A 23,572-nucleotide genomic window follows, 5' to 3' on the forward strand; every position below is an offset into this window, starting at 1 on the left:
GGTCACGCAACCTGGCGCTTTGGCGAAGGGTTAGCGCAGCTTGGCCAATAGCGCCTCGGCCACTGCCTCGGACGACGCCGGGTTCTGCCCTGTCAGCAGCAACCCGTCGGTCACCACGTAACTGGCCCAATCGTCGCCCTTGGAGTAGAGGCCACCGTTGGCCTTGAGCGCGTCCTCTACCAGGAACGGTACGACATCGGTCAGTTGCACCGCCTCCTCCTCGGAGTTGGTAAAGCCCGTCACCCGCTTGCCTTTGACCAGCGGTTGGCCGTCCGCGCCCTTGACGTGACGCAACACACCCGGCGCATGGCAGACCGCCGCGACGGGTTTTCCAGCCTGGTAGAACGCTTCGATCAGCGCGATCGACACCTTGTCTTCGGCCAGGTCCCACAGCGGGCCGTGGCCGCCGGGGTAAAAAACCGCATCGTAGTCCTCGGCCCTGGCGCTGCTCAGCAACGCGGTTGAAGCCAGGGCAGCCTGCGCAGCAGAATCCTTGCGAAAGCGCTCCGTGGCGGCGGTCTGCGCATCCGGCTCGTCGCTTTTGGGGTCCAGGGGCGGCTGACCGCCCTTCGGTGACACCAGGGTCAGCTGGGCGCCGGCATCCTTGAAGGCATAATACGGTGCAGCGAATTCTTCCAGCCAGAAACCGGTTTTCTTGCCAGTGTCACCCAACTGGTCGTGGGACGTCAGAACCATCAGGATTTTCATGTCGTAGTCGCTCCGGGTCGATGTGCCTGTTTCATTGACCATCAGCCAGGTCGGTTCGTTTCAGTCCCAACGGCGCAATTTTCAATTGTGCAAACCAGGCAATCTACAATTAGAGATGACACTCGAAATTTAAAGACAAAAAAGAGCGACCCTGTGATCGCCCCTGTTGTGAACGCCGCATAACCTTGCAATGACGGATGAAGAGGGGTTCGCCCAGTGCAGTGGCCTTGGCAATCCATGCACTGGTAAAGAGCCATGACACTGGGCGAACGAACACTATTTTAATATAGGTTTGAAGATAAATCGCCGAACCCAACATGAAATTTATCGACATGATATTTAACAGGATGTCACTTTAAATATCATGCAAACAAATTTTCGAATTCACCGGTCCGACCAATAAACTTACTGTCACAAACTGTGTGAAAGTTATGTTTGAATAATCATCAGGGATTGTCAGCCGTCTCCTGCGCAGTCGATTCCCCGCTGTCGGTGCCTTTGCCCTGTTCCTTGCGGCGATTGGGGTCAGTGGGCCGCAACGCATCATTATCGCGCTCGACTTCCCCGGGTGGCCGGGGCTCGTCAGGGTGTTCCGTCTCGGTTACCGGTTTCATTGCTGGCCTCCTCAGGCTCAGGATCGTCGACTGTCCCGGCCACGCTCACCGCAGTCATCAAATTGCGGCGTTCCCGGCAGGGGTTCGTACGGTAGAGAGCCGCAGGCGGGTTGGAGTTCCAAGCCGTTTGCGCGGCTAATACCCGGTCATTTCCAGGTAGCCCTGGCCGGCGTGGCTCCCGCTCAGGCGCACCGGTCCTTCCCAGTAGGGAATGCGCAAATCCATCCAGGCATTCGGGTTCAGCGCACGGAGGCGGATGTCGAGTTGCTTGCCCGGAATCCTGATCGACCAGCTGACGGGCATGGTGCGACCGGCCACTTTCGCTGTGCCCTCGGGCGCCAGGCTGATCTCGCTGGCGTGCAACGCCTGGGTGTGGCCCTGCGCATCGATCCAGGTACCGGTCAGGTAAGGCTCGCCGTCCTTTTGCCGCATGCGATAGAGCATCACCTGCTCGCCACTGTCCAGGTGCAGGGAGAACCAGTCCCAGCCCGTCTGGCTGGCGGTCAGTGGCTGGCTACTCCATTCCCGATCGAGCCACGCCGGGCCGCTGACCTGATAGCGGGTACCATCGATCTCCAGTTCGCCGCTGGCCTGGAAAAACGGCTGGCTGTAGTAGTACGACGCTTGGCCCTGTTCCGATTTTTGGCTGAAACCCTGATCGCCCTGCAATACCAACGGGCGTGTGGACGTCAGCCGCAGGTTGTAGCTGAAGTGCTTGTCCCGAGCGCTGAGTTGCAGGTCGGCCAGCGCATCGCGCCCCTGGCTGCTGAAGTGCCAGTCATCGATCCACGCATTGAACGGCGCCAGTGCGACGCCCGCCTGCGCCACCCCTCCCCGGGCATAACGCTCGGCGGCGTGGTGCGCGGTGGCCGAGGTCACTGCCGCGTGCCCCAGCCAGATCACCTGGCTGGCCCAGCCCGCCGCTGGCGGCCCGGCCTGCAGCGCGCTGCGGAACAAGGTCCATTGCACCCCGAACTCGCGGCCCTGGGCGTCCTTGAGGTTGGCGGTCACGTACCACCATTCGATGCGAAAACCATCATGGGGGCCGTGATCAGCCGGAAAGCTGAACAGCCGCCCTGGAACGACAGGGGTAAATGACGACGCTGCAGTGCCCAGACCGGCAAAACCTTTTCCGACCGGCGCCGGCTGATCACAGCCACTGAGCAGGATCAACAGCAGCACTGCGAGCTTAATCCTCATGAGCAAAAGTCCTCAGCAGATCCGCCGGTTGCGTGCGATACAACGAGTACAGCGGCCAGGCCGACGCCAGCAGTGTCGCCAGCAGGGCCAGCCCCATCAGTTGCAACAGCTGCCAAGGAAACACCCGCAGCGGCAGGCGCCAGCCGAACGCCTGGACATTGATCACGGCGTCCAGGCACCAGGCCAGGGCGATGCCCAGCGGCAATGCCAGGATCAGAGTCAGCACCGCCAGCAGCCAGGTCTGGCCCAGGTTGAGCAGCATCAGCTGGCGCCGTGTCACCCCCAGCGCCCAGAGCGGCGCCAGTTGCCCCAGGCGACTCTGGCTCTGGGTCAGCAGGCTGATGAACAAAGCGACGCCGGCAACCGCCAGGGTCAGGCTGTTCAGCGCGGCGGTCGCGGCAAAGGTGCGCTCGAACACCTGTGAGGACCAGTCCTTGAGCCGCGCCTGATCGACGATCCGATTGTCATCCAGAGCAAAGCGCGCCTGCAGCGTGGTGAGGAAAGACGGAATCGAGGCCGGATCGATTCGCAGGTTGAATCGACTGGGCGTCAGCTGTGGCCAATGTCGCAGCAGGTGTCGCTCATTGACCAGTACGTGGCCTTTGGGATTGCCGTAGTCGGCATAGATGCCGACGATCTGCGGCGACCAGGTTCCACCGGGCGTGGTCATTGGCAGCGAATCCCCCAGCCGGACCTTCAACCGGCGGGCCAGCTGTTCGCTCAGCATCACGCTATCGTCGCTCGCCAGGCGCTTCCATGGGTCGTCACCCTGGGCCTCCAGCAGCGGCCAGTGCTGGCGATAGGTTGGGTGGTCGATCACGCCAAAGACGTCCGTGGGCCAACCTTGCAGTTGCGTCGACACCTGCCAGTTGGGCAGCACCGCCTCGACCTGCGGTTGCTGTTTGAGCCAGGCGTACAACTCGACCGACTGCGCCGGGCTCTGTGGGTTGAGGTACAGCTCGGCGCTCAGGCGTTGTTCCAGCCAGTGACTGAAGGTCTCGCGAAAACCGCCGGTCATGCTCCCGGCGCCAATATTCGCGGCCAGCGCCAGCAGCAGCGCCATCAGTGCCAGGCTCAACGCCGGCAACTGCTGGCGGCAATCAGCGACGAACCATTGGCCCAGCACCGAGCGGCTGCGCTGCAATACTGCGTTCAACACCAGATTGAGCACCACCGGCAGCGCCAGCGCGGCACCAAGCAACAACGCAGCCAGCAACACAAAGCCGCTGGCCAGGCTATTGCCCAGGAACAATGCCAACAGCGCGATCACCGCTGCCAGCGCTGCGACCCAGCCCTGGCGGCGCAGCCAGCGCGCGTGGGCCTGGTGCCAGGCCTGGGGATCGGCCAGCGCCAGCAAGGGCAGGCGCGCCGCCCGCAACAGACTATGGGTACCGGCCAGCAACGCCCCGAGCAGGCTCAAGCCGATGCCACTCAACCACCACCACGGGCTCAGGTTCAGTTGCCCGGCGACTTCGGCGCCATACAGGCCCCGCAAGCTGGCGGCGACATCCGGCAACAGCACACTCGCCAGCAGATAGCCGCTGGCGACCCCGGCCACTCCACCGACCAGCGCCAAAGCGCCCAGCTCGACGACCAGGCAAGCGATCAACATCCGCGCACTGACGCCGCAGGCACGCAAGGTCCGCAGCAGACCACGGCGTTGCTCCAGGGCCAGGCCGATGGCCGCATGGACGATGAACAGGCCGACCACGAATGAAAGAAAACCCAAGGCATCGAGGTTCAGGTGAAAGCTTTCGGTCAGGCGCGCCAGATTGTTTTCTTCACCACTGCGCGTGAGTTGCAGCACAGCGCTGAACCGGTCCGGCAGCGGCGCGCTGAAATCCTTGGGCAACAGCAGGCGCGACACTTGACCGGGCTGGTCGAGAATCTGCTGGGCAAAGCCGATGTCCACCAGCAGTACGCCAGGCGCCATGTCGGCCTGGGCATGCAGCGGTGGCAAGGTCTGGCCGTTGGCACTGACCGGCCGTTCGCCCTCATGCAACCCCATGGCCCGCAACGTTTGCGGTGCGACCCAGGTGCTGCCCGGGGGCGTGAAAAACTCGACGATCTGCTCGATCGCCAGTGCCCGCCCGGCCACCGCAGAACCTGCCGGCAGCGACACCGGTTCAATGCCCATCAGTTGCAGTCGCTGTTGTTCCAGTCCCTTGAGCGTCACCCGTCCCTGCAGCACCGGCGAAACCGGCCAAGCAGCACGCCGCAGGTCCACAAACAGTTGCTGGGAAAATGTTCCCCCGCCCGGTGCACTGAGACTGGCCTGGGGTTCGCCCCCGATCAGCTCGCTGGCCCGGGCGTAACTGTCCCGTGCCTGGCTGTTCAAGGCCTGTACGCCCGTGAGCAGGCTGGTGGCAAGCCACAGCCCGGTCAGCACGCTGAAAAATTGCACCGGGTGTTGCCGCCAGTGGCTCAGCAGCGCGCGTAATGCCTGGTAGAAAACCCGCACCTCAGCGCCCGTCCGCGCCAGCCAGGCGACCACGGTGCAGCACCACTTTGTCGGTGAGGCGCGCCGCGACCCGAGGGCTGTGGGTGACCATCAGCAAGGTCGTGGGGCTGTCGTCGAGCAGTTCCAGCAGCAGCTTCAATACCTCATCGCTGGTGCCCTCATCGAGACTGCCGGTGGGTTCATCGGCGAGCAGCAATTTGGGTCTGGACGCCAGCGCGCGTCCCAGGGCAACTCGCTGCTGTTGTCCTCCGGAGAGTTGTTCAGGGTAGCGGCGCAGCAGATCCGCCAACCCCAGGCGCTGCACCAGGTGCGCTTGCCACTGCGGATCATGGCGCCCGGCCAGGCGCGCCTGAAATGCCAGGTTATCCTCCACGCGCAGGCTGCCGATCAGGTTGAACTGCTGGAACACCAGGCCGATTTCACTGCGGCGCCAGTTAGCCAGCTGTCGTTCGTTCATCTGCTCCAGCCGATACTCGCCGCTGGTGATGGTGCCGTGATCCACCTTGTCCAGCCCGGCGATCAGGTGCAGCAAAGTACTCTTGCCGCTGCCGGATTCGCCCATCAAGGCCAGGCTGCTGCCCGGTTTCAACATCAGGTCGACGCCTTGCAGCACCGGCAAGGGCCCTTGCGGCGTTGCGTAGCTTTTGAACACTGCGTGGACTTCAAGCATGGGTCGACCCGTTCGGTGAGCGTCGGCCAAGGATAGCGGCCTGGCAGGACTTTTGTCCGATCACGATTGCCCGGGTGCCGGGCGCCTGCGGCGACTGACGGCGATTTGCGTCCGGCCAATTCCCAGCTACAAATGACATGTGGGTTTAACTGTCCAAAATCTTGACTGTGGTTGTCATGGGTCGGACTTGGCTGGCTGGCGAAAGCTTTAGGGATGGTCAGGCGCATGGCTGAAGGCAAATACCGCTCGGACATCGATGGTCTGCGAGCTGTAGCGGTGATCGCGGTATTGCTGCACCACCTCAATACCAGCCTGCTGCCAGGCGGTTTTGTGGGCGTGGATATTTTCTTCGTGATCTCCGGTTTCCTGATCACCTCCCAGGTGTATTCCGAGGTCAGGCGCAACGCGTTCTCGCTGAAGGGCTTCTATCAGCGACGCATCAATCGTATCGTCCCGGCGCTGGCGACGGTGTTGCTGGCGACGGTGATCGTTGGCGCTTTTATCCTGTCCCCGGCCGACCTGATCCGGCTCAACGTCAGCGCCCTGCTCTCCCTGCTGGGCGTTTCCAACATCTATATCTGGATCAAGTACGGCAACTACTTCGCCGCCGATGCCGGCGAGGCACCTCTTCTGCATACCTGGTCGCTGGGCATCGAAGAGCAGTTCTACGTCATCTGGCCGCTGTTCATCGTGCTGGTTTATCGCCTGGCACCGCGTTATGTCCTGCCGATCCTGGGGATCGGCGTGGTGCTCGCAGTGGCCGTTTCCGAGTACGCGACGGGCGTCTTCGCCACGGCTGCCTACTACCTGCTGCCGACGCGTTTTTTCGAGCTGATGCTGGGCGGGGTGTTGGGGATCTACCTGCAGCAGCCCCGTATCATGGGCAAGCTGACCGCCCATGCCCTGGCGCTGGCGGGCTACCTGCTGATCGGTTTCGCGCTATTTGCCTTGAACGCGAAATCGACCTTTCCCGGACTTAACGCCCTGATCCCTTGCCTGGGTGCAGCGCTGTTGATTCTCGCGGGCAGCGGCGACAGGCACTCGCGATTGCTGACCTGCCGGCCAATGGTGTTTATCGGGCTGATTTCCTATTCGCTGTATCTGTGGCACTGGCCACTGATTGCCTACCTCAATTATCTGGAAATCCCGGTCGACATACCCGTCGGTGCGCTGCTGATCGCGGTGTCGATCGGGCTGTCGTGGTTGTCCTGGCGTTATGTCGAGGTGCCCTTCCGGCGCGCCGGCGCGAGCTGGCATTTTTCCCGGGTGTTCGTTCGCCGATTTGCGCTCCCGGCCCTGGGACTGGCTGCCATTGCAGTGCTGAGCGTCGTTTTCAACGGTTTCCCGCAACGTTTTGGTCCCCAGGTTTCAGCGCTGGAAGCGATGACCCAGAACAGGCCCAACGAAATTCGTCGCGGCTGTCATGTCACCAATGCGCTGTACAGCACAGGGCCTGATGATTCATGCCGCCTGGGCGCGAAAAAAGAGAGGTTGGACGGCATCATGATCGGCGACTCGTTTGCCAATCACTTCACGGGAATGGTCGATCTGCTGGCCAGACCCGACAATCTATCGATCATGGATTACACCATGGACTCGTGCCCGCCGATCCCCGGCTACGACGCCGATATGTCCCCGGTGTACGCCGCCCACTGCGCGAAACGCAACGAGCGAGTGTTCAGCCTGATCGAGCAGAACAAATACCCTTATGTGGTGTTGGCGGCGATCTGGCCAAAGGAAGCCGATGCCAGGGATATCGTTGAGGCGAGCATTCGGCGGGTGGTGGAGAGCAGCGGCCAGGTCATCGTGATCCTGAGCAACCAGCACATCGAAAAGGCCGCCAGTTGCCCGATCAGGCGCTTGATGTTTGGCTCCGAGCGCGATTGTTCGGTAGTCCAGAGCGCGCTCGCACCGTATTGGGCGGACGTGCGGGCGAAATTTCCCCAAGTGCGCTTTATCGACCCCAATCAGGTGATATGCCCGGCGGGGGTTTGCAGCCCGATCATTCAAGGGCAGTTGTTGTATCTGGACGATTCGCACCTGAATGAGGGCGGTTCGCGATTAATCGGCCGCACGCTGCTGGAGCGCGGATATTCGCTGCTGCATGATCCGGTGCGCACTGCACGCACGGAGATGCTCAAGGGGTCGTCCGCAGTGATGAACTGAAGCGCTGCTCGCTACCTAACGCGCCTTGGCATGAGGGTAGATGCAGTATCCGCGCGGTGATTGTTCGCGCGAATCACCTCGAATAACCGCAAGCTTTCTCCCCGAAGAGTTGCCGCCCGGCAACGCAGATTGCCAATAGTTTGTCGGCTATTTCTTGGCGCTGGCACATAGCCATTTTTGCGCAAGAAATGTCGGACTTTTTTACAAAGCGTCAAAAAAAAGTTGACTCAAATCTGACACACCTGAAGCGTCCAAATCCTCCCCAGAATCGCCCAGCGACCGTCTATCGTTTTCTTTGAACACCCCTCAAACCCCTCAAAACCGGGGCAAACGCAGCTGCGACAAGCACTTGATGGCATATCGCCCCCAGCCTTGGGGTTTGTCTTGCCGATGCAACACGTCATTTTGCTGACACGGATTTCCACGGCTGGGCTATACCCATTTTGACAGTCTAATTCTGATCCTCTCCACCGTCTTACGAGGCACGCCAAAATGGACGTGAGCGTATTTGGTACGGGCTACGTTGGCCTGATACAAGCAGCGGCACTGGCCGATGTCGGACATCGCGTCCTGTGCGTCGACATTGATCCGAACAAGATCAAGCAGCTGCAACAAGCGGTACCGCCGATCAGTGAACCAGGACTCTCCGGCACGCTGGAAGAGAACATCAAGGCCGGTCGTTTGCTGTTCACCACCCAGGCCAGCGATGCAGTGGAACACGCCGAGCTCATCTTCATCGCCGTGGGCACGCCCGCCGATGAGGACGGTTCCGCCGACCTCAGCCATGTGCTCAACGTGGCCCGTCAGATCGCCAGTTTCATGGAGGCCGATCGCACGTTGATCATCAAGTCCACCGTACCGGTCGGCACGGCGGATCAGGTGGTCGCCGCCGCCAGCGAAGAATTGCGACGCCGGGAAAGGACAATGTTTAAGGTACGGGTGGTGTCCAACCCGGAGTTTCTCAAGGAGGGCAGCGCGCTGGCCGACTGCATGCGCCCGGACCGAATTATCGTCGGCACCGACGACGAGCAGGCCCGCGAGCAGCTGAGCGAGCTCTACGCCCCCTTCTGTCGTAACCATGAAAAAATCATGTTCATGGACAATCGCAGTGCCGAGCTGACCAAATACGCGGCCAATGCGATGCTCGCCACTCGCATCAGCTTCATGAACGAACTGGCCAATCTCACCGAACTGCTGGGCGCCGACATCGAAGCGGTGCGCAAGGGCATTGGCTCGGACCCGCGCATCGGTTATCACTTTATCTACCCGGGCTGCGGCTTCGGTGGCTCATGCTTTCCCAAGGACCTGCGCGCCCTGCTGCACACCGCCGAACACAACGGCATGCCATTGCGCCTGCTGCGCAGCGTGACCGACGTCAACGACAGCCAGCGTCACATCCTCTTCGGCAAACTCAAAGCGCGATTCCCCGAAGGCCTGGCCGGCAAGTCCATTGCGATCTGGGGCCTGGCGTTCAAACCCAATACCGACGACATGCGCGAAGCCCCCAGCCGCTACCTGATGGAAGCCTTGTGGGCCGAGGGCGCCAGCGTGCAGGCGTACGACCCGGAAGCCATGTCCGAATGCCGTCGCCTCTACGGCTATCGCAACGACTTGCACCTGTGCGCCACTCGCGATGACACCCTGGAAGACGCCGACGCCCTGGTGATCTGCACCGAGTGGAAGAATTTTCGCGTGGTCGACTTCGAGCTGCTAGCCAGCAAGTTGCGTTCGCGGGTGATCGTCGACGGGCGCAACCTCTATAACCCCGAGCACGTGGCGGCCGCCGGCCTGCACTACAGCGGCATCGGCTTGCGTCACATCGTGCCCGAGGCGCTGCGTCCATGAAGATTCTCGTGACCGGAGCCGCCGGCTTCATTGGTGCCCATTGTGTGTTGCGGCTACTGCGCGACGGGCATCAAGTGTGCGGGCTGGATAATTTCAACGACTACTACGAGCCGCAACTCAAACACGATCGGGTGTCCTGGGTGCAGGAGCAGGTCGGCCGTTTCCAGCTCGAAAGAGTCGACCTGGCCGATGCCGCGGCCATCGAGGCACTGTTTGCCCGTGAAAAACCCCAGGTAGTGATTCACCTGGCCGCCCAGGCCGGCGTGCGTTACTCACTGGAAAATCCAAGGGCCTACCTGGACAGCAACCTCAGTGGCTTCCTGAACATACTCGAAAGCTGCCGGCGCCATCCGGTCCAGCACCTGATCTACGCCTCTTCCAGTTCAGTGTATGGCGCCAACCAGCACACGCCCTACTCGGTCAGGGACGGCGTCAATCACCCGCTGTCGCTGTACGCCGCGACCAAGAAAGCCAACGAACTGATGGCCCACAGCTACAGCCATCTGTTCGGCATCCCCTGCACCGGGCTGCGCTTTTTTACCGTGTACGGTCCCTGGGGCCGCCCGGACATGTCGCCGATCCAGTTCGCCCGGGCGATTGCCGAAGGCCAGCCGTTGAAGCTGTTCAACTACGGCGAGCACCTGCGTGATTTCACCTACATCGACGACATCATCGAAAGCATCACCCGCCTGATTGAGCGGCCACCGCAGGCCAACCCTGAATGGGACCGGGAAACCCCGGACCCGGCCAGCAGCATGGCGCCGTGGCGCATTTTCAATATCGGCGGGCAACACCCGGTCGAGCTCAAGGCTTACCTGGCGCTGCTGGAAAAACACCTCGGACAAACAGCCGTGGTCGAGTTGCTGCCCCTGCAACCCGGCGATGTGCTCAATACCTGTGCCGATGCCAGCGACCTGGCCCAGGCCACCGGTTTCCAGCCACGGATCGCGCTGGATGAGGGACTTGGGCGCTTCGTTGCCTGGTTTCGCGACTACTACCCACTGCCTATCGCCCACGCGCCGTTCGCGGCTGAACTTCAGCGGAGGATTCCATGACTGGACATGAGAAAGGTGTACCTCTCAAACAATTGAGGCGAGACAAGCGGCTGGACCCCGAACACCGCATCCGCATGGATGCCGCCATCCACATGCAGGGCCGTGGCTGGATCACTGGTCGCGATGGTGGTCGCCCCTGGACGTTATCGCGCACCAACCGGGTACTGGCTTGCCTGGGGGCGTTGATCATCCTGGTGCTGATCTCGCCGTTGCTGCTGGGCCTGGCGCTGGTGATCAAGTTCAGCAGCCCGGGGCCGGTGATGTTCGTGCAAAAACGCACCGGCTACCGCGGTCGCACGTTCGGCATGTACAAGTTCCGCACCATGGTTGCCAACGCCGAGGAGCTCAAGGAATCCCTGCGTCACCTCAACAAACACGGTGCCGATGCGATCGATTTCAAGATCGACAAGGACCCCCGCATCACCAGCATCGGTGGCTTCCTGCGGCGCAGCAGCCTCGACGAATTGCCCAACCTGTTCAACGTGGTGGCCGGCGACATGCGCCTGGTGGGCCCTCGGCCCACCTCGTTCAATGCCTACCGCTACAAAGACAATCATCTTGCGCGCCTGAGCATTTACCCCGGCATGACCGGCCTGTGGCAGATCTCCGGGCGCAGCAATATCGACTTCGACCAGCGCGTTGAGTTGGACCTCAGCTATATCGCCGAGCAGAGCCTGCTGCTTGATCTGAAGATCCTGTTGAAAACCCCCTTCAAAGTATTCAGCGGCCACGGAGCGAGTTAAATGGACGGTTCAACTGCAAAAAGCCTGACAATCGCGAACCCGAGCGAGTCCAACCTGACTTCGACTGTGCTCGATCAAGATCTGCGGATCCTCTTCCTGACCGCCGCCAACCCCGGCGCGGGCACGACCACCAGCGCCCTGGTGCTGGCCAGTCAACTGGCCCAAATGAGCAGCGGCCAGGTGTTGCTGGTCGACGCCAGCCAGTCCACCAGCAACCTCACCCAACAGCTTGGGCTGACCAAAGAGCGCGGCTTTCGCGACCTGTTGTTCAACACCCAGAGCCCGCCCTTGCTGCAGGACTGTGTGGTGGACGTCTCCAGCCTGCCCTTCCACGTGCTGCCCAACGGACGTTATGCCCGGGGCGACGAACACCTGACCCCTGAAACCCTGAGCCCGTTGCTGGACCAGTTGGGCAGCCGCTACCGCTTTGTCGTGATCGACGGCGACGCGGTGTACTCAGCCGCCGACACCCTGGTCATCAGCACCCAGGTGGACGGCGTGATCATGGTCGTGCGCGCCGAAGACACCCGTTGGGAAGTGGCCCAGGCCGCTGTCCAGCGCCTGACCCAGGCCGGGGCAAAACTGGTGGGCAGCGTGTTCAATCGACGCAAGTACTACATGCCTAAATGGCTCTACAAAAACCTGTGAGCGAACGCCAAAGGATGACGACATGAACGCCAGAATGCTTGTCCTGCTGTTGCTGCCGCTTGCAGGTTGCTCCAGCACCTCCCAAGAAACCCAGTCGATGCCGGTGCAGATTCTTACGGCTGCACCGACCAATGCCCAGGCCACTGACGTGCCCCAGGTCGAGCAGACCCTGCGGCCCCAGGATGTCCTGGACGTGATCTTCCACGTCAGCACCAGTGGCTCTGACGCCTACCGGGTGCAATCGGGCGACATGGTTGCGCTGAATTTCACCGCGGCCAGCCAGCTCAACGGTAACCAGCTGGTACTGCCCGACGGCACCATCGAGCTCCCGGGGGCCAATACTTCGGTGAAAGTCGAAGGCCTGACCCGCGAACAGGCCCGTGTGGAAATCCAGCGTGCGTATGAGCGCAAGCAGCTGTTCCAGCCCAATCGCAATACGCTGTCGCTCAATGTGGTCAGCCCGCTGACCAACGAGCAGAACCTCAAGTCGACACTCAACCACCCCAATACCGGCATGAGCCGCGAGATCATCGTCGGCACCGACGGCTACGCCAGCTTTCCGGAAATCGGCGCCGTACCGCTGCAGGGCATGACGGTCAACCAGCTGGAAACCTTCCTCAATAAACGCTACGCCACCCTGCCGGGACGCATGACCGTGGACGTGCTGCTCAAGTCCACCGCCGGCAACGAGATCTACGTACTGGGCGAAGTCGGCCAGCCGGGCTCCTACCCGATTCGCCGTCCGGTGTCGGTGCTCGAAGCCCTGACCATGGCCCGCGGCTCCAACGTCAAGGCGCGCCTGGACTCGGTAATGATCATGCGGCGCAACGGCAACCAGGTCACTGCCCATCGTTATGACGTGGAGAAGGCGCTGTCCGGCGATGCCACGCAGATCGCCTACCTGCAGCCTGACGACATGCTGTACGTGCCCAAGACCAAACTGGCCAGCGCCGGCGAACTCGCCCGGCAACTGGCGGACGTGGTGCTGTTCCAGGGCGTGGGCATGAGCTTCAGCTACCGCATCGACAACAAAGGCAGCGACAACTAACTCTCAGGTGACCGTCATGAATCCAAAAGAAAACTACCTGCACGAGTTTTTCAGGATCTTTTTCGCCAACAAGCAGTTGGTGAAACGAGTCTTCCTGATCTTTGCAGTGATCGCACTGATCTTGCCGCTGATGCTCAAGCAGAGCTTCGATATCACCGCCCAGGTGATCGTGCAGTCCAAAAAACTCTCCCAGGGAGATGCCACCACCTCCCTCAACCAGGAGAACGCCTCGTTCATTCCGCCATCGCTGGCAGACATGGAAACCGAGAGCAATATCCTGCGTTCGCCGGGGCTGATTCGCGAAACGCTCAGCCAAATGCGCGAGAACAGCGAGTACACGCCGCCGGTGAGCACGTTCAACAAACTGGTAGCGCAGCCATTCAAGGACTACGTCACCACGCCCATTCGCGAACACCTGATCAATCCTGTGCGCAATGCATTGGGCCTGGAAACCGACCCGGTACGGGACACCGAACTGGATGCACTGACGCAGCAAGCCATGAGCGACCTGAAGGTCGAAACCCTGCCCGGTTCCAACGTGATCTCGATCGTCTACAGCTCACCCGACCCGGCCCAGGGCACCAAGTTCGTTGCCGCCCTGCTGCAGAACTACCTGGTCAGCCGTCAGGCTCTGCAATCCATCGACCTGCCGCAGAGCTTTTACGAAACCAAGAAAATGCAGTACCAGGTGCGTCTCGATGGCCTGGAAGGTAACCGGCTGACACTGCTTGAGGGCGTCGGCTCGGCTGATCCTCGGGAGGAAATCACTTTCCGCCTGAACGCCATCAACACCGAGGAGCAGGCACTCAACCTCTACCAGGATCGCCTGCTGCAAAGCAAACGCTGGCTCGACTACCTGAAAACCAGCCTGGCTGCGGCCAAGGACGCCAAACTCAACGACTACTCCTTCCCCTACACCTTTACTACCACCACCGACAACGTGGCGTTCGAGGATCGCGAGGTCAAGCAGCTCGGCGAACTGCTGATCAGCCAGGTCAGCCGTTACATGAATGACCTGTCGGTGTTCCAGCCTGGCAGCGAGCCCATGTTGCTGCAGCGCGAACAGATCACCCGGACTCGCGGGCAGTTCCTCAAAGTGGTGAACAACCGCATTCAGGAACGCACCGCCGACCTGGCCGTGATCGGCTCGGTGATCGACCAGAAAACCGCGCGCATTGCCCAGTTCAAGAACCGCATCCACCAGTTGCAGGAAACCCAGAGCAAGTTGCGCCAGATGGACACAGAGATCGAGGCATTGCACGCCGCGTTCTCCACCTACGCCCAGCGCTTTGCCGAAAGCAGCACCGCCCGTTCGCTGGACAACGACCTGTCCAACGCACGGATTCTCAGCCCTCCGTTCGAGCCGACGGAAGCCGCATTTCCCAAACCGATGCTGATCATCCCATTGGGACTGCTCACCGGTTTGCTGCTGGCGATCGCCTTCGTCTACGTACGTGAGTTCTTCGATCACCGCTTCAAGCATCCAGCGCAAATCACCCACGAACTGGGCTTGCCAGTGCTGCTGGTGATCAACGATCAGAACGTCGAGCCGATCAACCCGCACAAGAACTGGACCGTGCCGCGCTTCGCGCATTGGGTGCGCAATTGAACGCGCCGCTCAGCCAGACTGCACCTGCAAGCACCCTGCCGATCATTCATTTGCTCAGCAGCGGTGGCTTCTATGGGGCTGAGCGGATGTTGCTCGATCACTGCCTGGCAACACCCGGGCAGCACCAGGTGCTGTTTCTGGATGCGCCGCCGGAGCTGATCGCGCGGTTTCGCGAAGCCGGCGTCGACTGCCGCAGTTGCGCGGGGCTCAGGGCCTTGCTCAGGCACCTGCGCCAGCGCCGCACCGAGCGGCCGCTGATCAACACCCATAACTTCAAGGGCCTGTTGTTCGGCTGGGTGGGCGCGACGCTGTTGCGCCTGCCGCTGGTGATTACTCAGCACGGCTTCACCCCGCGCAGTCGCAAGCAGAAGTTCTACACCTGGCTCAGCCTGCAATTGTGCCGCACGGCTTCGGTGGATCGCGTGGTCTGCGTCGCCGAAAGCATCGCCGCACTGCACCGTCAAGCCAGGGTCAGGGGGCTGAAGCTGCAGGTGATTCCCAACGGTTTGCCAGCCGCCACCGGCCAGTTGCTCCCCAGTACCGACCGGCAGCGCTTTCTCGCCGGTTACGTTGGACGCCTGAGCAGTGAAAAAGGCCCGGACCTGTTTCTCGATGCACTGATACCGCTCTGTCAGCAGTACCCGCACCTGGACGCCGTGATGCTCGGCGACGGCCCGGAACGCGAGGAACTGCTGGCACGTATCGACGCAGCGGGTTTGCAGGAGCGCATCCGCTTGCCCGGTTACCAGACCGACATGGGCCAGTGGTGGCGACAACTTGATGCGCTGGTGATCAGCTCGCGCACCGAGGGCACGCCGATGATTCTGCTGGAGGCGATGCAGGCCGGGGTGCCGGTGGTGGCGTTCGCGGTCGGCGGGATTCCCGACGTGCTGCAGGACCGACACAACGGTTTGCTGGCAACGCCGGCCGACAGCAGCGCCCTCGCCCGCCAGATCGGTACGTTGCTGGCCGAGCCGGCACTGACCGGCGAACTGATCGATAACGCAAGACGTACGCAACAGGATCGCTATGACCTCAAGGCCCTGGCCGAACGCTGGTCGCAGCTTTATATCCGTACTGCACGGGAGGCACGCGCGTGATTGTTCCGCTCTCGATCGTCAGTTTGCTCGCCCTGGTCTGCCTTGGTTTGCTGGCCAGCCCTTTTCCTTTCCTGGCGCCGGGGGTGGTCCTGGGCCTGGTCGGCGTCGCGGTCCTGTACCGCAAGCCGACCTGGGGCCTGCTGGGCATCGCCGCCATCCTGCCGTTCGAGGGCCTGTTCAAGGACAGCGCCTTTCCCGGTTCGAAAATCCTGGGTGCCTCGCTGGTGCTGATCCTGATGTTGCAACTGGCGATGCACCAGCTGCCGGCCGAACGCTTGCGCAGCAATATCTGGCGCTTTCTGCTCAGCTTCATGGCGTTGTACCTGCTCAGCCTGCTGAACAGCGACAACATGAGCGTATCGCTTGGGCATCTGCGTGACCTGAGTGTCGGCCTGGTGCTGTTTATCATCACCTTGCTGATTGGTCGCGAACTGAATCTGAACACCTTTGCCAAACTGGTCACCCTCAGCGTCGCGGTGACCTGCGCCATGACGCTATTCTCCGTTAAATACCAGGACGCCGGGCGTGCTGCCGGCTTGTTGAAAGACCCGAACAATTTCGCCCTGATGATCGCCTTTGCCGTGCCCCTGGCGCTGTTTCTGGTCATGCGTAGCTCGAACATGCTGCACCGGCTGTTCTGGGGTGGGTGCACCCTCCTGCTGTTGGTCGGCATTACCAAGACCGAATCTCGTTCGGGCCTGGTGGTGCTGTTTATCAGCCTGTTGATCGGCGCCTGGCACTACCGGGCATTGCTGCCCCGCATCCGTCCACGGCACCTGGGGTTTGCCATGCTGGGTCTGGCAATCTTGATTCCGCTTGCGCTGTACGCGATGCCGGCCAGCTACATCAAACGCATCGAGTCCTTGAGCATTCTGAGCTCCGGCGCCAGGAGCCAGGACGCATCCCTGGGCCGCCGCGCGTCCTACATCGTGGTCGGCAGCGGGATGATTGCCGAGAACCCGTTGATCGGCACCGGTCCCGGTACCTTCCCGCTGCACTACGCAGCCACCGGCTATTCAAAGGCCTTCGCCTTCAACAGCAACCCCGAAGAACTGTACCGACACGCGCACAATACCTACCTGGAGATTTTCAGTGAGCTGGGGATTCCTGCCGGGCTGATGTTTGTCGGCATGCTCGGCGTGGCCATGTACAACCTGACGCGGGCGCGTCGCGCCTGGAGGCAGCGCGGCAATAGCGAGCAAGTCGACATGCTGACGCACCTGAGCATGAGTTTTCTCTCGTTGACACTGTTCCTGATGTTCCTCAGTGCGCCGAACCACAAGTACCTGTGGATCATGCTCGCGCTGACCAGCGTGCTGCGTATCAAAGCTGAAGAAAGCGCTCCGTTCGAGGCTCGGACATGAACAGCATCAGCATCGTCATCCCGATGTTCAACGAGGCGCGGCATATTGGGCGCACGCTGCTCGCCGCGCAGAAGGCCGCGCATGCCGCCGACCTGCAATGCGAGCTGATCGTGGTCGACAATGGCTCCACTGATCGGGGCCCGCAGATTGCCCGGCAGTTCGGCGCCCAGGTGCTGGTGATGCCTGGCCTGGCGATCGGCGCCTTGCGCAATCGCGGTGCCGCCGTCGCCAGCGGTCACTGGCTGGCCTTTATCGACGCCGACATCGAGATGCCCGAGGACTGGCTGACCCGGCTGATCGAACTCGACGCCGGCGGCCAGGCCGATGTATTTGGCCTGGACCTGCACACCCCCGCCGAAGCGCCCTGGTACGCGACCGCCTGGCAGCGCCGTACGCTGCGCCCCAGCGCCCATACCGTACAGACGGTGGACTGGCTGCCCAGTGCCAACCTGCTGATGCAGCGCAGCTGGTTCGACAAGGTCGGCGGTTTCGACGAAAACCTGCGCACCGGGGAAGACAAGGAGTTCACCCTGCGCCTGGGCAAACACGGCGCGCGCCTGCTCACCGCCAACCAAAGCGTGGCCCTGCACTGGGGTTACGAAGGCAGCTGGCGGGAATGGATGGGCAAGGAAATGTGGCGTCAGGCCAGTCATCTGCAATTGCTGCGCACCCACGGCATGAGCTTGCGACTGCTACGCTTTCCGTTGTTGTCGATCATGGCCTGGGTGGTGGATTTCCTCGCCATTTCAGCACTGCTCAACGGCTACCCGCATCACGCGCTGCTGATGTTTGTGCTGACACTGTTGCCGGCGCTGATGCTGAGCTTGCGCCAGAGTGCCAGGCACCGCAGCGTCGGCCTGACGGTGCAACTCTGGGGCTTGCACTGGGTGCGTCTGCACCTGGCCGGCGCCGCGTTCATTCTCAGCCTTTGCCAATGGAATGCCAGGAGGCCCGCCCGTGGCTGAATTCATTTTCTGGATGTGCCTGCTGCTGCCGGTGTACGCCTATCTGGGTTATCCCGTGCTGCTGACGTTGCTCGCACCGCTGTACCCGGCGCGCCGTCCGGCGCCGGCGCCACCGATGGACGTGAGCATCGTGATTGCCGCCCATAACGAGGCGCGGCACATCGAGGAAAAACTGCGCACGCTGCTGGCCCAGGATTACCAGCCACGCTCGCTGCAAATCATCCTCGCCAGCGACGGCTCTACCGACGACACCGTGGCCTGTGCGCACAAGGTTGTCGACCCGCGCATCACGGTGCTCGACCTGCCTCGCGGGGGTAAGGCCGCGACCCTCAACGCCGGGGTCGCACTGAGCAGCGGTGACATCCTGGTGTTTACCGACGCCGACAATCAATGGGCCACCGACACCCTCGGCCACCTGCTCGCGCCGCTGACAGACCCTGCGGTCGGCGCCTGCGCCGGGCACATGGTGATCCCGGTGACCGGCAAAGGCCTGAGCATCGGCGACAGCCTGTATCGACATTACGAAGGCTGGTTGCGCCGGGTGGAGAATCGCACCGGCTGCATGGTCTCCGCCGATGGCGCGCTACTGGCGTTGCGACGCGAGTTGTTCCAGACCGTGCCGGCAGAGGTCAACGATGATTTTTTTATCAGCACCTGTGCGCCTGTGGCGTTCAAACGCATCGTTTACGTGCCCCAGGCCCAAGTGATCGACCAGGGCGTCGACGAGGCAGACAAACAATTCCGCCGGCGCCAGCGCGTGACCGTCGGCGGTCTGCAAAGCCTGGCCCAGCGCCGCGAACTGCTCAACCCGTTCAAGCACGGGCTGTACGCCATCGCGCTGATCAGCCACAAGCTGATCCGCCGCCTGGCGCCCATCCTGTTGCTGCCGTTGTTGCTGAGCAATTTCTGGCTGTGGCAGGAGCATGCTTTCTACCAGGTGTTCCTGGTCGCGCAACTGCTCGGTTACGCGATCGCTATCGCCGGTCTGCTGGACTCGCAACACCGCCTGCCCAAACCCTTCCGCCTCGCCGCCTTCCTGCTGGTCACCCTTGCCGGGATGAGTATCGGGCTGTGGCAGTTCCTGCGCGGTCAACGCTATGCACGATGGAACCCCGAACAAAATCGCTGAGAGGATGGAACCATGGGGATTATGCAATTGTTCAAACAGACCAGCGGATGGCTCTACCTGAACTCGTCAGTGGGGCGCAATCAACTGCACGGCGCCGGGGTGATCCTGATGCTGCATCGGGTGCTGCCCGATGACGACGCCGCCGACCTGCCCCATCGCAACGAACTGTGCATCGGCACCCAGGCCTTTGACCACTTTCTGGGCTGGCTGAGCAGGCACTTCGACTGCGTGCCGCTGATGGACATCCTGCAACCCACCCAAAGCCCGGCGAAGCGGCCAAGAGTGAGCCTGACGTTCGACGACGGCTGGCGCGACAACGCCCTGCACGCCTTCCCGGTATTGCTCAAGCACCAAGTGCCGGCGAGTATTTTTCTCTCCAGCGATTTCATCGGCAGCCGCCAGCGGTTCTGGTGGGAAAGCCTTGGTGAAACGCTCTGGGGCAGTCATGGCGAGGAGGCGCGGATACACCTGATCGAATCCCTGCAACAGGCCGGCCGGCCACTGCCGGCGCAGTTGCACGATGCCAACGAGCAACGCCGCAGCCTGGCGCTGCTGCGCTTTCTGCAAAGCCTGAAAACCCTGCCGCCCCAGGCGCTCAGCCGACTCACCGACGAGTGTCCGGCCGAATCCATGCCCCAGGCACTGGACTGGCAGCAGGTGCGCGAGCTGGAAAATTCCGGGCTGGTGCGCTTCGGTCCGCACGGGGCCAGCCATGCGATCCTCACCGGGCTCGACGATCGCACCCTGGCGGAGGAAATCCGCCGTAGCCGCGATGCGCTGCACAACGGCTGCCAGCGACCGTTGCCAGTGTACTGCTACCCCAATGGCGACAACGATGCACGGGTGCGGCAACAGGTCGCCGACCATGATTTCCCATTTGCCCTGGGCACCGCTGCCGGGATTTACCGTGGCCACCCGGATCCGCTGGCACTGCCCAGGTTCGGCGTCAGCCAAAGGGTGGCGCGCAATCCGCAGTTGTTGTCCTGGCGCATCTGCCGCGGAGCCCGCGCATGAGTCGCAACACGTACCTGAAAAACCTGGCTTTGAGCATGGGCACCAAGCTGGCGATGATCGCCGTGCGCCTGCTACGCAACGTTTTGCTGGCGCGGATTCTGGGGCCAAGCGAGCGTGGTCTGTTTGCCCTGCTCAGTACCCTGCCCGAACTGATCAGCGCCGCCACCAGTGGCGGGCTAAATTCGGCCGTCGGCTTCCAGGCAGCGCAGCATCGGCCCATGGGTGTGTTGCTGAGTCAGGTATTGGTGTACGGCTGCTTGCTCGCCGGGTTGCTGACGTTGGTGGTGGTGGCGCTGACGCGGGAGTTCGGCAGCGAACTGGACATCACCCTGCAACTGGGTTTGCTCGCCTGGTTATTGTTGTTGGCGGTGCCGCTGACGGTACTCAAGAGTGGCCTGTTGACGCTGCACAACGCCTCGGGCAACGTGATGGCGTTCAACGTCTTGCGCCTGATCGAATCGGTGGCGCCGCTGCTGCTGTTTCTCGCCCTGTTCTGGATGTGGAAAAACGCGGCGCTGGAAGCCGCGTTGATCAGTTGGCTGGCCGGGCTCAGCATGGTGGTGCTGACCGGCTGGATCTGGCTCAAGCGAGCCCAGCCGGTGATCTTGCAGTGGGACCGGGCCAGCCAGAAAGAACTGCTGCGCTACAGCGCCCGCAGCCATCCCGACCTGTTGTTCCAGCAGGTGATCCTGCGCTCCGACTATCTGTTCATCGGCGCCCTGTTAGGTACCACGGCCCTGGGCCATTACGCGATGGCCAGCGCGGCTGCCGAATTGCTGCTGATCGTTCCCGAAGCCGTGACCACTCCGCTGATGAAGAACCTGCTGCAGCAGGAAAAGGGCATTGAGAAACTCACGCCCCTGGCATTGCGCCTCACCGCCACGGTGATGATTGGTGCGTGCCTGTCCATGGCGCTGATCGGTGAATGGCTGATCATTACCTTGTTCGGCGTTGCCTATCAACCGGCCTACCCGGCCCTCCTAGCGCTGCTGCCGGGCCTGCTGGGCCTGTGCTACATGAGCATCCTGCGCCTGGACCTGCTGGGCAAGAACCGTCCCGGCGCGATTTCCATGCTGATGGGTTTCAGCGCCCTGCTCAGCCTGCCGCTGAACCTCATACTGATCCCCGCCTATGGCATCGTCGGTGCAGCAGCGGCTTCTTCAATTGCCTACCTGGCGGTGACTGTGGCGCTGCTGCTGCTGTACTGCCACTTGAGCCGGGTGCCTATCTGGCAAACCCTGATCATCCTGCCCAGCGACGTGGCGCCCATGCTGCAAATGCTGCAACGGAAGTCGGCATGAAGTGGCTGTTACTGTTCATCAGTCTGAGTCTGAGCGCCGAAGCCGCCCCCATGCGCTGGGCGCAAATTCGCGACGGCAGCCTGTACCTGCAACCCGATAGTCCTGACACCCTGACCGTGCGCTGGACGCCGGCCTGGCAGGCACAAGCCAACGAAGAACAGTTGTACCTGATCGATGGCCAGGGCAAATTGCAGGCCGAACGCAAGATCGCCGCGAGTGAAACCAGTGGCAGCCAAAGCTGGCCGCTGGCACCGAGCGCGGCCAGTTATCGCCTGGAAATTCCAGGCTACAGCTTCCGCCGGTACACGGTTGAGCACGACGAGCGCACGGTCGCGCTGTTTGCCCCGGCCAAGGTGCATTTCAGCGCCGAACCCGGGGACAACGAGGAGTTGTACTTCAAGGTCGCGGCCGGCGAGCGCGCGGTACTGGCCGGCAAGTTCCACGGCGGTGTGGAGGCCTTACAGGCGCAGCGGCTGGATGACGGCAAGCAGCTGTCGCTGGCCCTCAAACCCTACCCGGCGTATTGGCAGTTCGACAAGGTCGAATTGCCAGTGGCCGCCGCTGACCAGGTCTGGCGCCTGCGCTTGCGCGGCAGTGGCAAAGTGGCGTTCTGGCTCGATGGCACGGCCAACCTGTTTGCCCAGACCCCACAGCAACTCAAACCCTTGCGCGAGGACTTCGGCAAGACCCGCCTGACCCTGCACCCGGGCGTGATCGGCAAGACCCCGAACCTGGGCATCGCCATGCCCTATGCGTTGCCGCCGCCATCGACTTTTGCCTTGTTCGATGCGCTCAAGGCCACAGCCGCGACCCATTACAGCCTGGTCGACATCATGGCGACCCGGCCGCATTACGAAGACAAGTTCCGTCGCCTGTTCCAGGAGCGCTTCGGCATCACGCAGAACCTGACGCTACTGGCCGGCCGGTACCGAGTGGCCGACCTGCGCCTCGATGCCAACAGCACCGCCGGACTCGATGCCTGGCTGGCCGCCACTCGCGCCCTCGGCGGCAAGGGCACGCACTACATCGGCTTCGCCGACGAGCCAAACCTCAACTACCGCGACTACGCGAGCTATCAGGCGATCTTCAACAGCATGGCTCGCCAGGTACGCAGCGACCCGGCCAATGCCAAGGCCGGCGTGCGCATTGTGATGCCAGCGAGCTCGCGGTTCATCAACGGTCCGTTCATCGAAAACGCCGAAGACCGGCGTGGCATCGACTGGGCCAGGCGCCTGCTCACCGAATCCGGGGACAGCATCGATGCCCTGGCCTGGCACGAATGGATGGTACGCGACCTGCTGGCGACCCGGGTCTATCGCGACAGCGTGCGGCGCGCCGCCGATCTGGTCGGGCGGGATGCCCAAGGTCGCCCACGCAAGGCCCTGCTGCTGGACCAAACCAACATGTCCAGCGGGAGCAGCCTCAGCCCGTACGACCAGGAGACCCATTACGCTTCACTGTGGTGGGCCTCGGTAGCGATCAATTCATCCCAGGATGGCTTGCTCGACATGCTCGGCTGGTTCCAGGCCGCCGACGAATCCGACCATCGCAAGGGCATGCTGCGCATGCTCGACGAAGAGCACTACGAGCTCAAACCGGTGGGATATGCCCAGCATTTCATGCAGCAGCACTGGCTGCACGACGTGATGCGCCTGGAGAACGACGCCTTCGAAGTGGATGTGCTGGCCATGGCCAGCGACCATCAACGCAGTCTGTTCGGGGTCAACAAAGGCGCGCGCATCCAGTTGGTCAGCCTGGAGGGCACGGCCTGCCCGCTGAACAACGGCACATTGCATTACTTCGGCGCGGACAATCGCAGCCGCGAAGCACCTTTCAAATGCCAGGGCGGCCGCATCAGCTTCGAGCTGCCTGGGGAAACCTTGTTCGCCCTGCGCTGGAGCGCCTCATGAACGCCACGGACCGACCTGAACC

The 23,572-nt window shown here is 62.1% G+C and carries 19 protein-coding genes; 14 read left to right on the top strand and 5 right to left on the bottom strand.

The features are described 5' to 3' along the window. Positions 1–30: 30 nt before the first annotated feature. The 5 genes from AAEZ09_RS12725 to AAEZ09_RS12745 form a co-directional block, all read right to left on the bottom strand. The gene (locus AAEZ09_RS12725; RefSeq protein ID WP_045059715.1) at positions 31–708 is read right to left on the bottom strand and encodes a type 1 glutamine amidotransferase domain-containing protein; all 678 of its coding nucleotides are present in this window, start codon (positions 706–708) and stop codon (positions 31–33) included. A 446-nt stretch (positions 709–1,154) separates the two neighbouring features. After that, the gene (locus AAEZ09_RS12730; RefSeq protein ID WP_177328588.1) at positions 1,155–1,322 is read right to left on the bottom strand and encodes a hypothetical protein; all 168 of its coding nucleotides are present in this window, start codon (positions 1,320–1,322) and stop codon (positions 1,155–1,157) included. A 135-nt stretch (positions 1,323–1,457) separates the two neighbouring features. Further along, entirely contained in the window at positions 1,458–2,522 is a 1,065-nt protein-coding gene (locus AAEZ09_RS12735) for a lipocalin-like domain-containing protein (protein WP_350599649.1), read from the bottom strand. Beyond that, positions 2,512–4,983, bottom strand: a complete 2,472-nt coding sequence (locus tag AAEZ09_RS12740) for an ABC transporter permease (RefSeq protein ID WP_350599795.1) — start codon at positions 4,981–4,983, stop codon at positions 2,512–2,514. Before AAEZ09_RS12740 ends, AAEZ09_RS12735 begins: the two co-directional genes overlap by 11 nt. 1 nt (position 4,984) lies before the next feature. Continuing rightward, the gene (locus AAEZ09_RS12745) at positions 4,985–5,653 is read right to left on the bottom strand and encodes an ABC transporter ATP-binding protein (RefSeq protein WP_350599650.1); all 669 of its coding nucleotides are present in this window, start codon (positions 5,651–5,653) and stop codon (positions 4,985–4,987) included. Between the two features lie 225 nt (positions 5,654–5,878). Here AAEZ09_RS12745 and AAEZ09_RS12750 point away from each other — a divergent pair, with 225 nt between their 5' ends. From AAEZ09_RS12750 to AAEZ09_RS12815, 14 genes are all read left to right on the top strand, one after another. Continuing rightward, positions 5,879–7,819, top strand: a complete 1,941-nt coding sequence (locus AAEZ09_RS12750) for an acyltransferase family protein (protein WP_350599651.1) — start codon at positions 5,879–5,881, stop codon at positions 7,817–7,819. Positions 7,820–8,311: 492 nt separating this feature from the next. After that, on the top strand, positions 8,312–9,664 hold the full coding sequence (locus AAEZ09_RS12755) for a UDP-glucose dehydrogenase family protein (RefSeq protein WP_045061557.1): 1,353 nt from the start codon (positions 8,312–8,314) through the stop codon (positions 9,662–9,664). After that, positions 9,661–10,719, top strand: a complete 1,059-nt coding sequence (locus AAEZ09_RS12760; protein ID WP_350599652.1) for an NAD-dependent epimerase — start codon at positions 9,661–9,663, stop codon at positions 10,717–10,719. The genes AAEZ09_RS12755 and AAEZ09_RS12760 overlap by 4 nt, the downstream gene beginning before the upstream one ends. After that, positions 10,716–11,462 (top strand): sugar transferase, encoded by a 747-nt coding sequence (locus AAEZ09_RS12765; RefSeq protein WP_045061559.1) that lies wholly within the window; start codon positions 10,716–10,718, stop codon positions 11,460–11,462. Before AAEZ09_RS12760 ends, AAEZ09_RS12765 begins: the two co-directional genes overlap by 4 nt. Beyond that, positions 11,463–12,110 (top strand): CpsD/CapB family tyrosine-protein kinase, encoded by a 648-nt coding sequence (locus AAEZ09_RS12770; protein ID WP_045061560.1) that lies wholly within the window; start codon positions 11,463–11,465, stop codon positions 12,108–12,110. A gap of 22 nt (positions 12,111–12,132) precedes the next feature. Then, a complete protein-coding gene (locus AAEZ09_RS12775; protein WP_350599653.1) occupies positions 12,133–13,158 on the top strand; it encodes a polysaccharide biosynthesis/export family protein in 1,026 nt (341 codons plus the stop codon). Between the two features lie 16 nt (positions 13,159–13,174). Next, positions 13,175–14,767 carry a GumC family protein gene (locus tag AAEZ09_RS12780; RefSeq protein WP_350599654.1) on the top strand — a complete coding sequence of 531 codons (1,593 nt, stop codon included), beginning with the start codon at positions 13,175–13,177 and terminating at the stop codon, positions 14,765–14,767. Further along, positions 14,764–15,867, top strand: a complete 1,104-nt coding sequence (locus AAEZ09_RS12785) for a glycosyltransferase family 4 protein (protein WP_350599655.1) — start codon at positions 14,764–14,766, stop codon at positions 15,865–15,867. Before AAEZ09_RS12780 ends, AAEZ09_RS12785 begins: the two co-directional genes overlap by 4 nt. Continuing rightward, on the top strand, positions 15,864–17,231 hold the full coding sequence (locus tag AAEZ09_RS12790) for an O-antigen ligase family protein (protein ID WP_350599656.1): 1,368 nt from the start codon (positions 15,864–15,866) through the stop codon (positions 17,229–17,231). Before AAEZ09_RS12785 ends, AAEZ09_RS12790 begins: the two co-directional genes overlap by 4 nt. Then, entirely contained in the window at positions 17,228–18,196 is a 969-nt protein-coding gene (locus tag AAEZ09_RS12795) for a glycosyltransferase (protein WP_350599657.1), read from the top strand. The genes AAEZ09_RS12790 and AAEZ09_RS12795 overlap by 4 nt, the downstream gene beginning before the upstream one ends. Continuing rightward, positions 18,189–19,325, top strand: a complete 1,137-nt coding sequence (locus AAEZ09_RS12800; protein ID WP_350599658.1) for a glycosyltransferase — start codon at positions 18,189–18,191, stop codon at positions 19,323–19,325. The genes AAEZ09_RS12795 and AAEZ09_RS12800 overlap by 8 nt, the downstream gene beginning before the upstream one ends. Positions 19,326–19,337: 12 nt before the next feature. Next, positions 19,338–20,339 carry a polysaccharide deacetylase family protein gene (locus AAEZ09_RS12805; RefSeq protein WP_350599659.1) on the top strand — a complete coding sequence of 334 codons (1,002 nt, stop codon included), beginning with the start codon at positions 19,338–19,340 and terminating at the stop codon, positions 20,337–20,339. Further along, positions 20,336–21,640: a lipopolysaccharide biosynthesis protein gene (locus tag AAEZ09_RS12810; RefSeq protein WP_350599660.1), complete on the top strand. Its 1,305-nt coding sequence runs from the start codon at positions 20,336–20,338 to the stop codon at positions 21,638–21,640. Before AAEZ09_RS12805 ends, AAEZ09_RS12810 begins: the two co-directional genes overlap by 4 nt. After that, positions 21,637–23,550, top strand: coding sequence for a hypothetical protein (locus tag AAEZ09_RS12815; RefSeq protein WP_350599661.1), 1,914 nt, complete (start codon positions 21,637–21,639; stop codon positions 23,548–23,550). Before AAEZ09_RS12810 ends, AAEZ09_RS12815 begins: the two co-directional genes overlap by 4 nt. Positions 23,551–23,572 lie beyond the last annotated feature (22 nt).

It is taken from the genome of Pseudomonas sp. 65/3-MNA-CIBAN-0223, assembly GCF_040310425.1.
In the GTDB taxonomy this organism is placed as follows: Bacteria; Pseudomonadota; Gammaproteobacteria; order Pseudomonadales; family Pseudomonadaceae; genus Aquipseudomonas; species Aquipseudomonas gregormendelii.

Excerpts from the sequence above, each read along its gene's own strand:
- AAEZ09_RS12725 (WP_045059715.1), bottom strand. The coding sequence starts at position 708 with ATGAAAATCCTGATGGTTCTGACGTCCCACGACCAGTTGGGTGACACT.
- AAEZ09_RS12755 (WP_045061557.1), top strand. The coding sequence starts at position 8,312 with ATGGACGTGAGCGTATTTGGTACGGGCTACGTTGGCCTGATACAAGCA.
- AAEZ09_RS12750 (WP_350599651.1), top strand. The coding sequence starts at position 5,879 with ATGGCTGAAGGCAAATACCGCTCGGACATCGATGGTCTGCGAGCTGTA.
- AAEZ09_RS12765 (WP_045061559.1), top strand. The coding sequence starts at position 10,716 with ATGACTGGACATGAGAAAGGTGTACCTCTCAAACAATTGAGGCGAGAC.
- AAEZ09_RS12810 (WP_350599660.1), top strand. The coding sequence starts at position 20,336 with ATGAGTCGCAACACGTACCTGAAAAACCTGGCTTTGAGCATGGGCACC.
- AAEZ09_RS12730 (WP_177328588.1), bottom strand. The coding sequence starts at position 1,322 with ATGAAACCGGTAACCGAGACGGAACACCCTGACGAGCCCCGGCCACCC.
- AAEZ09_RS12780 (WP_350599654.1), top strand. The coding sequence starts at position 13,175 with ATGAATCCAAAAGAAAACTACCTGCACGAGTTTTTCAGGATCTTTTTC.
- AAEZ09_RS12735 (WP_350599649.1), bottom strand. The coding sequence starts at position 2,522 with ATGAGGATTAAGCTCGCAGTGCTGCTGTTGATCCTGCTCAGTGGCTGT.
- AAEZ09_RS12805 (WP_350599659.1), top strand. The coding sequence starts at position 19,338 with ATGGGGATTATGCAATTGTTCAAACAGACCAGCGGATGGCTCTACCTG.
- AAEZ09_RS12745 (WP_350599650.1), bottom strand. The coding sequence starts at position 5,653 with ATGCTTGAAGTCCACGCAGTGTTCAAAAGCTACGCAACGCCGCAAGGG.
- AAEZ09_RS12760 (WP_350599652.1), top strand. The coding sequence starts at position 9,661 with ATGAAGATTCTCGTGACCGGAGCCGCCGGCTTCATTGGTGCCCATTGT.
- AAEZ09_RS12815 (WP_350599661.1), top strand. The coding sequence starts at position 21,637 with ATGAAGTGGCTGTTACTGTTCATCAGTCTGAGTCTGAGCGCCGAAGCC.
- AAEZ09_RS12795 (WP_350599657.1), top strand. The coding sequence starts at position 17,228 with ATGAACAGCATCAGCATCGTCATCCCGATGTTCAACGAGGCGCGGCAT.
- AAEZ09_RS12775 (WP_350599653.1), top strand. The coding sequence starts at position 12,133 with ATGAACGCCAGAATGCTTGTCCTGCTGTTGCTGCCGCTTGCAGGTTGC.
- AAEZ09_RS12770 (WP_045061560.1), top strand. The coding sequence starts at position 11,463 with ATGGACGGTTCAACTGCAAAAAGCCTGACAATCGCGAACCCGAGCGAG.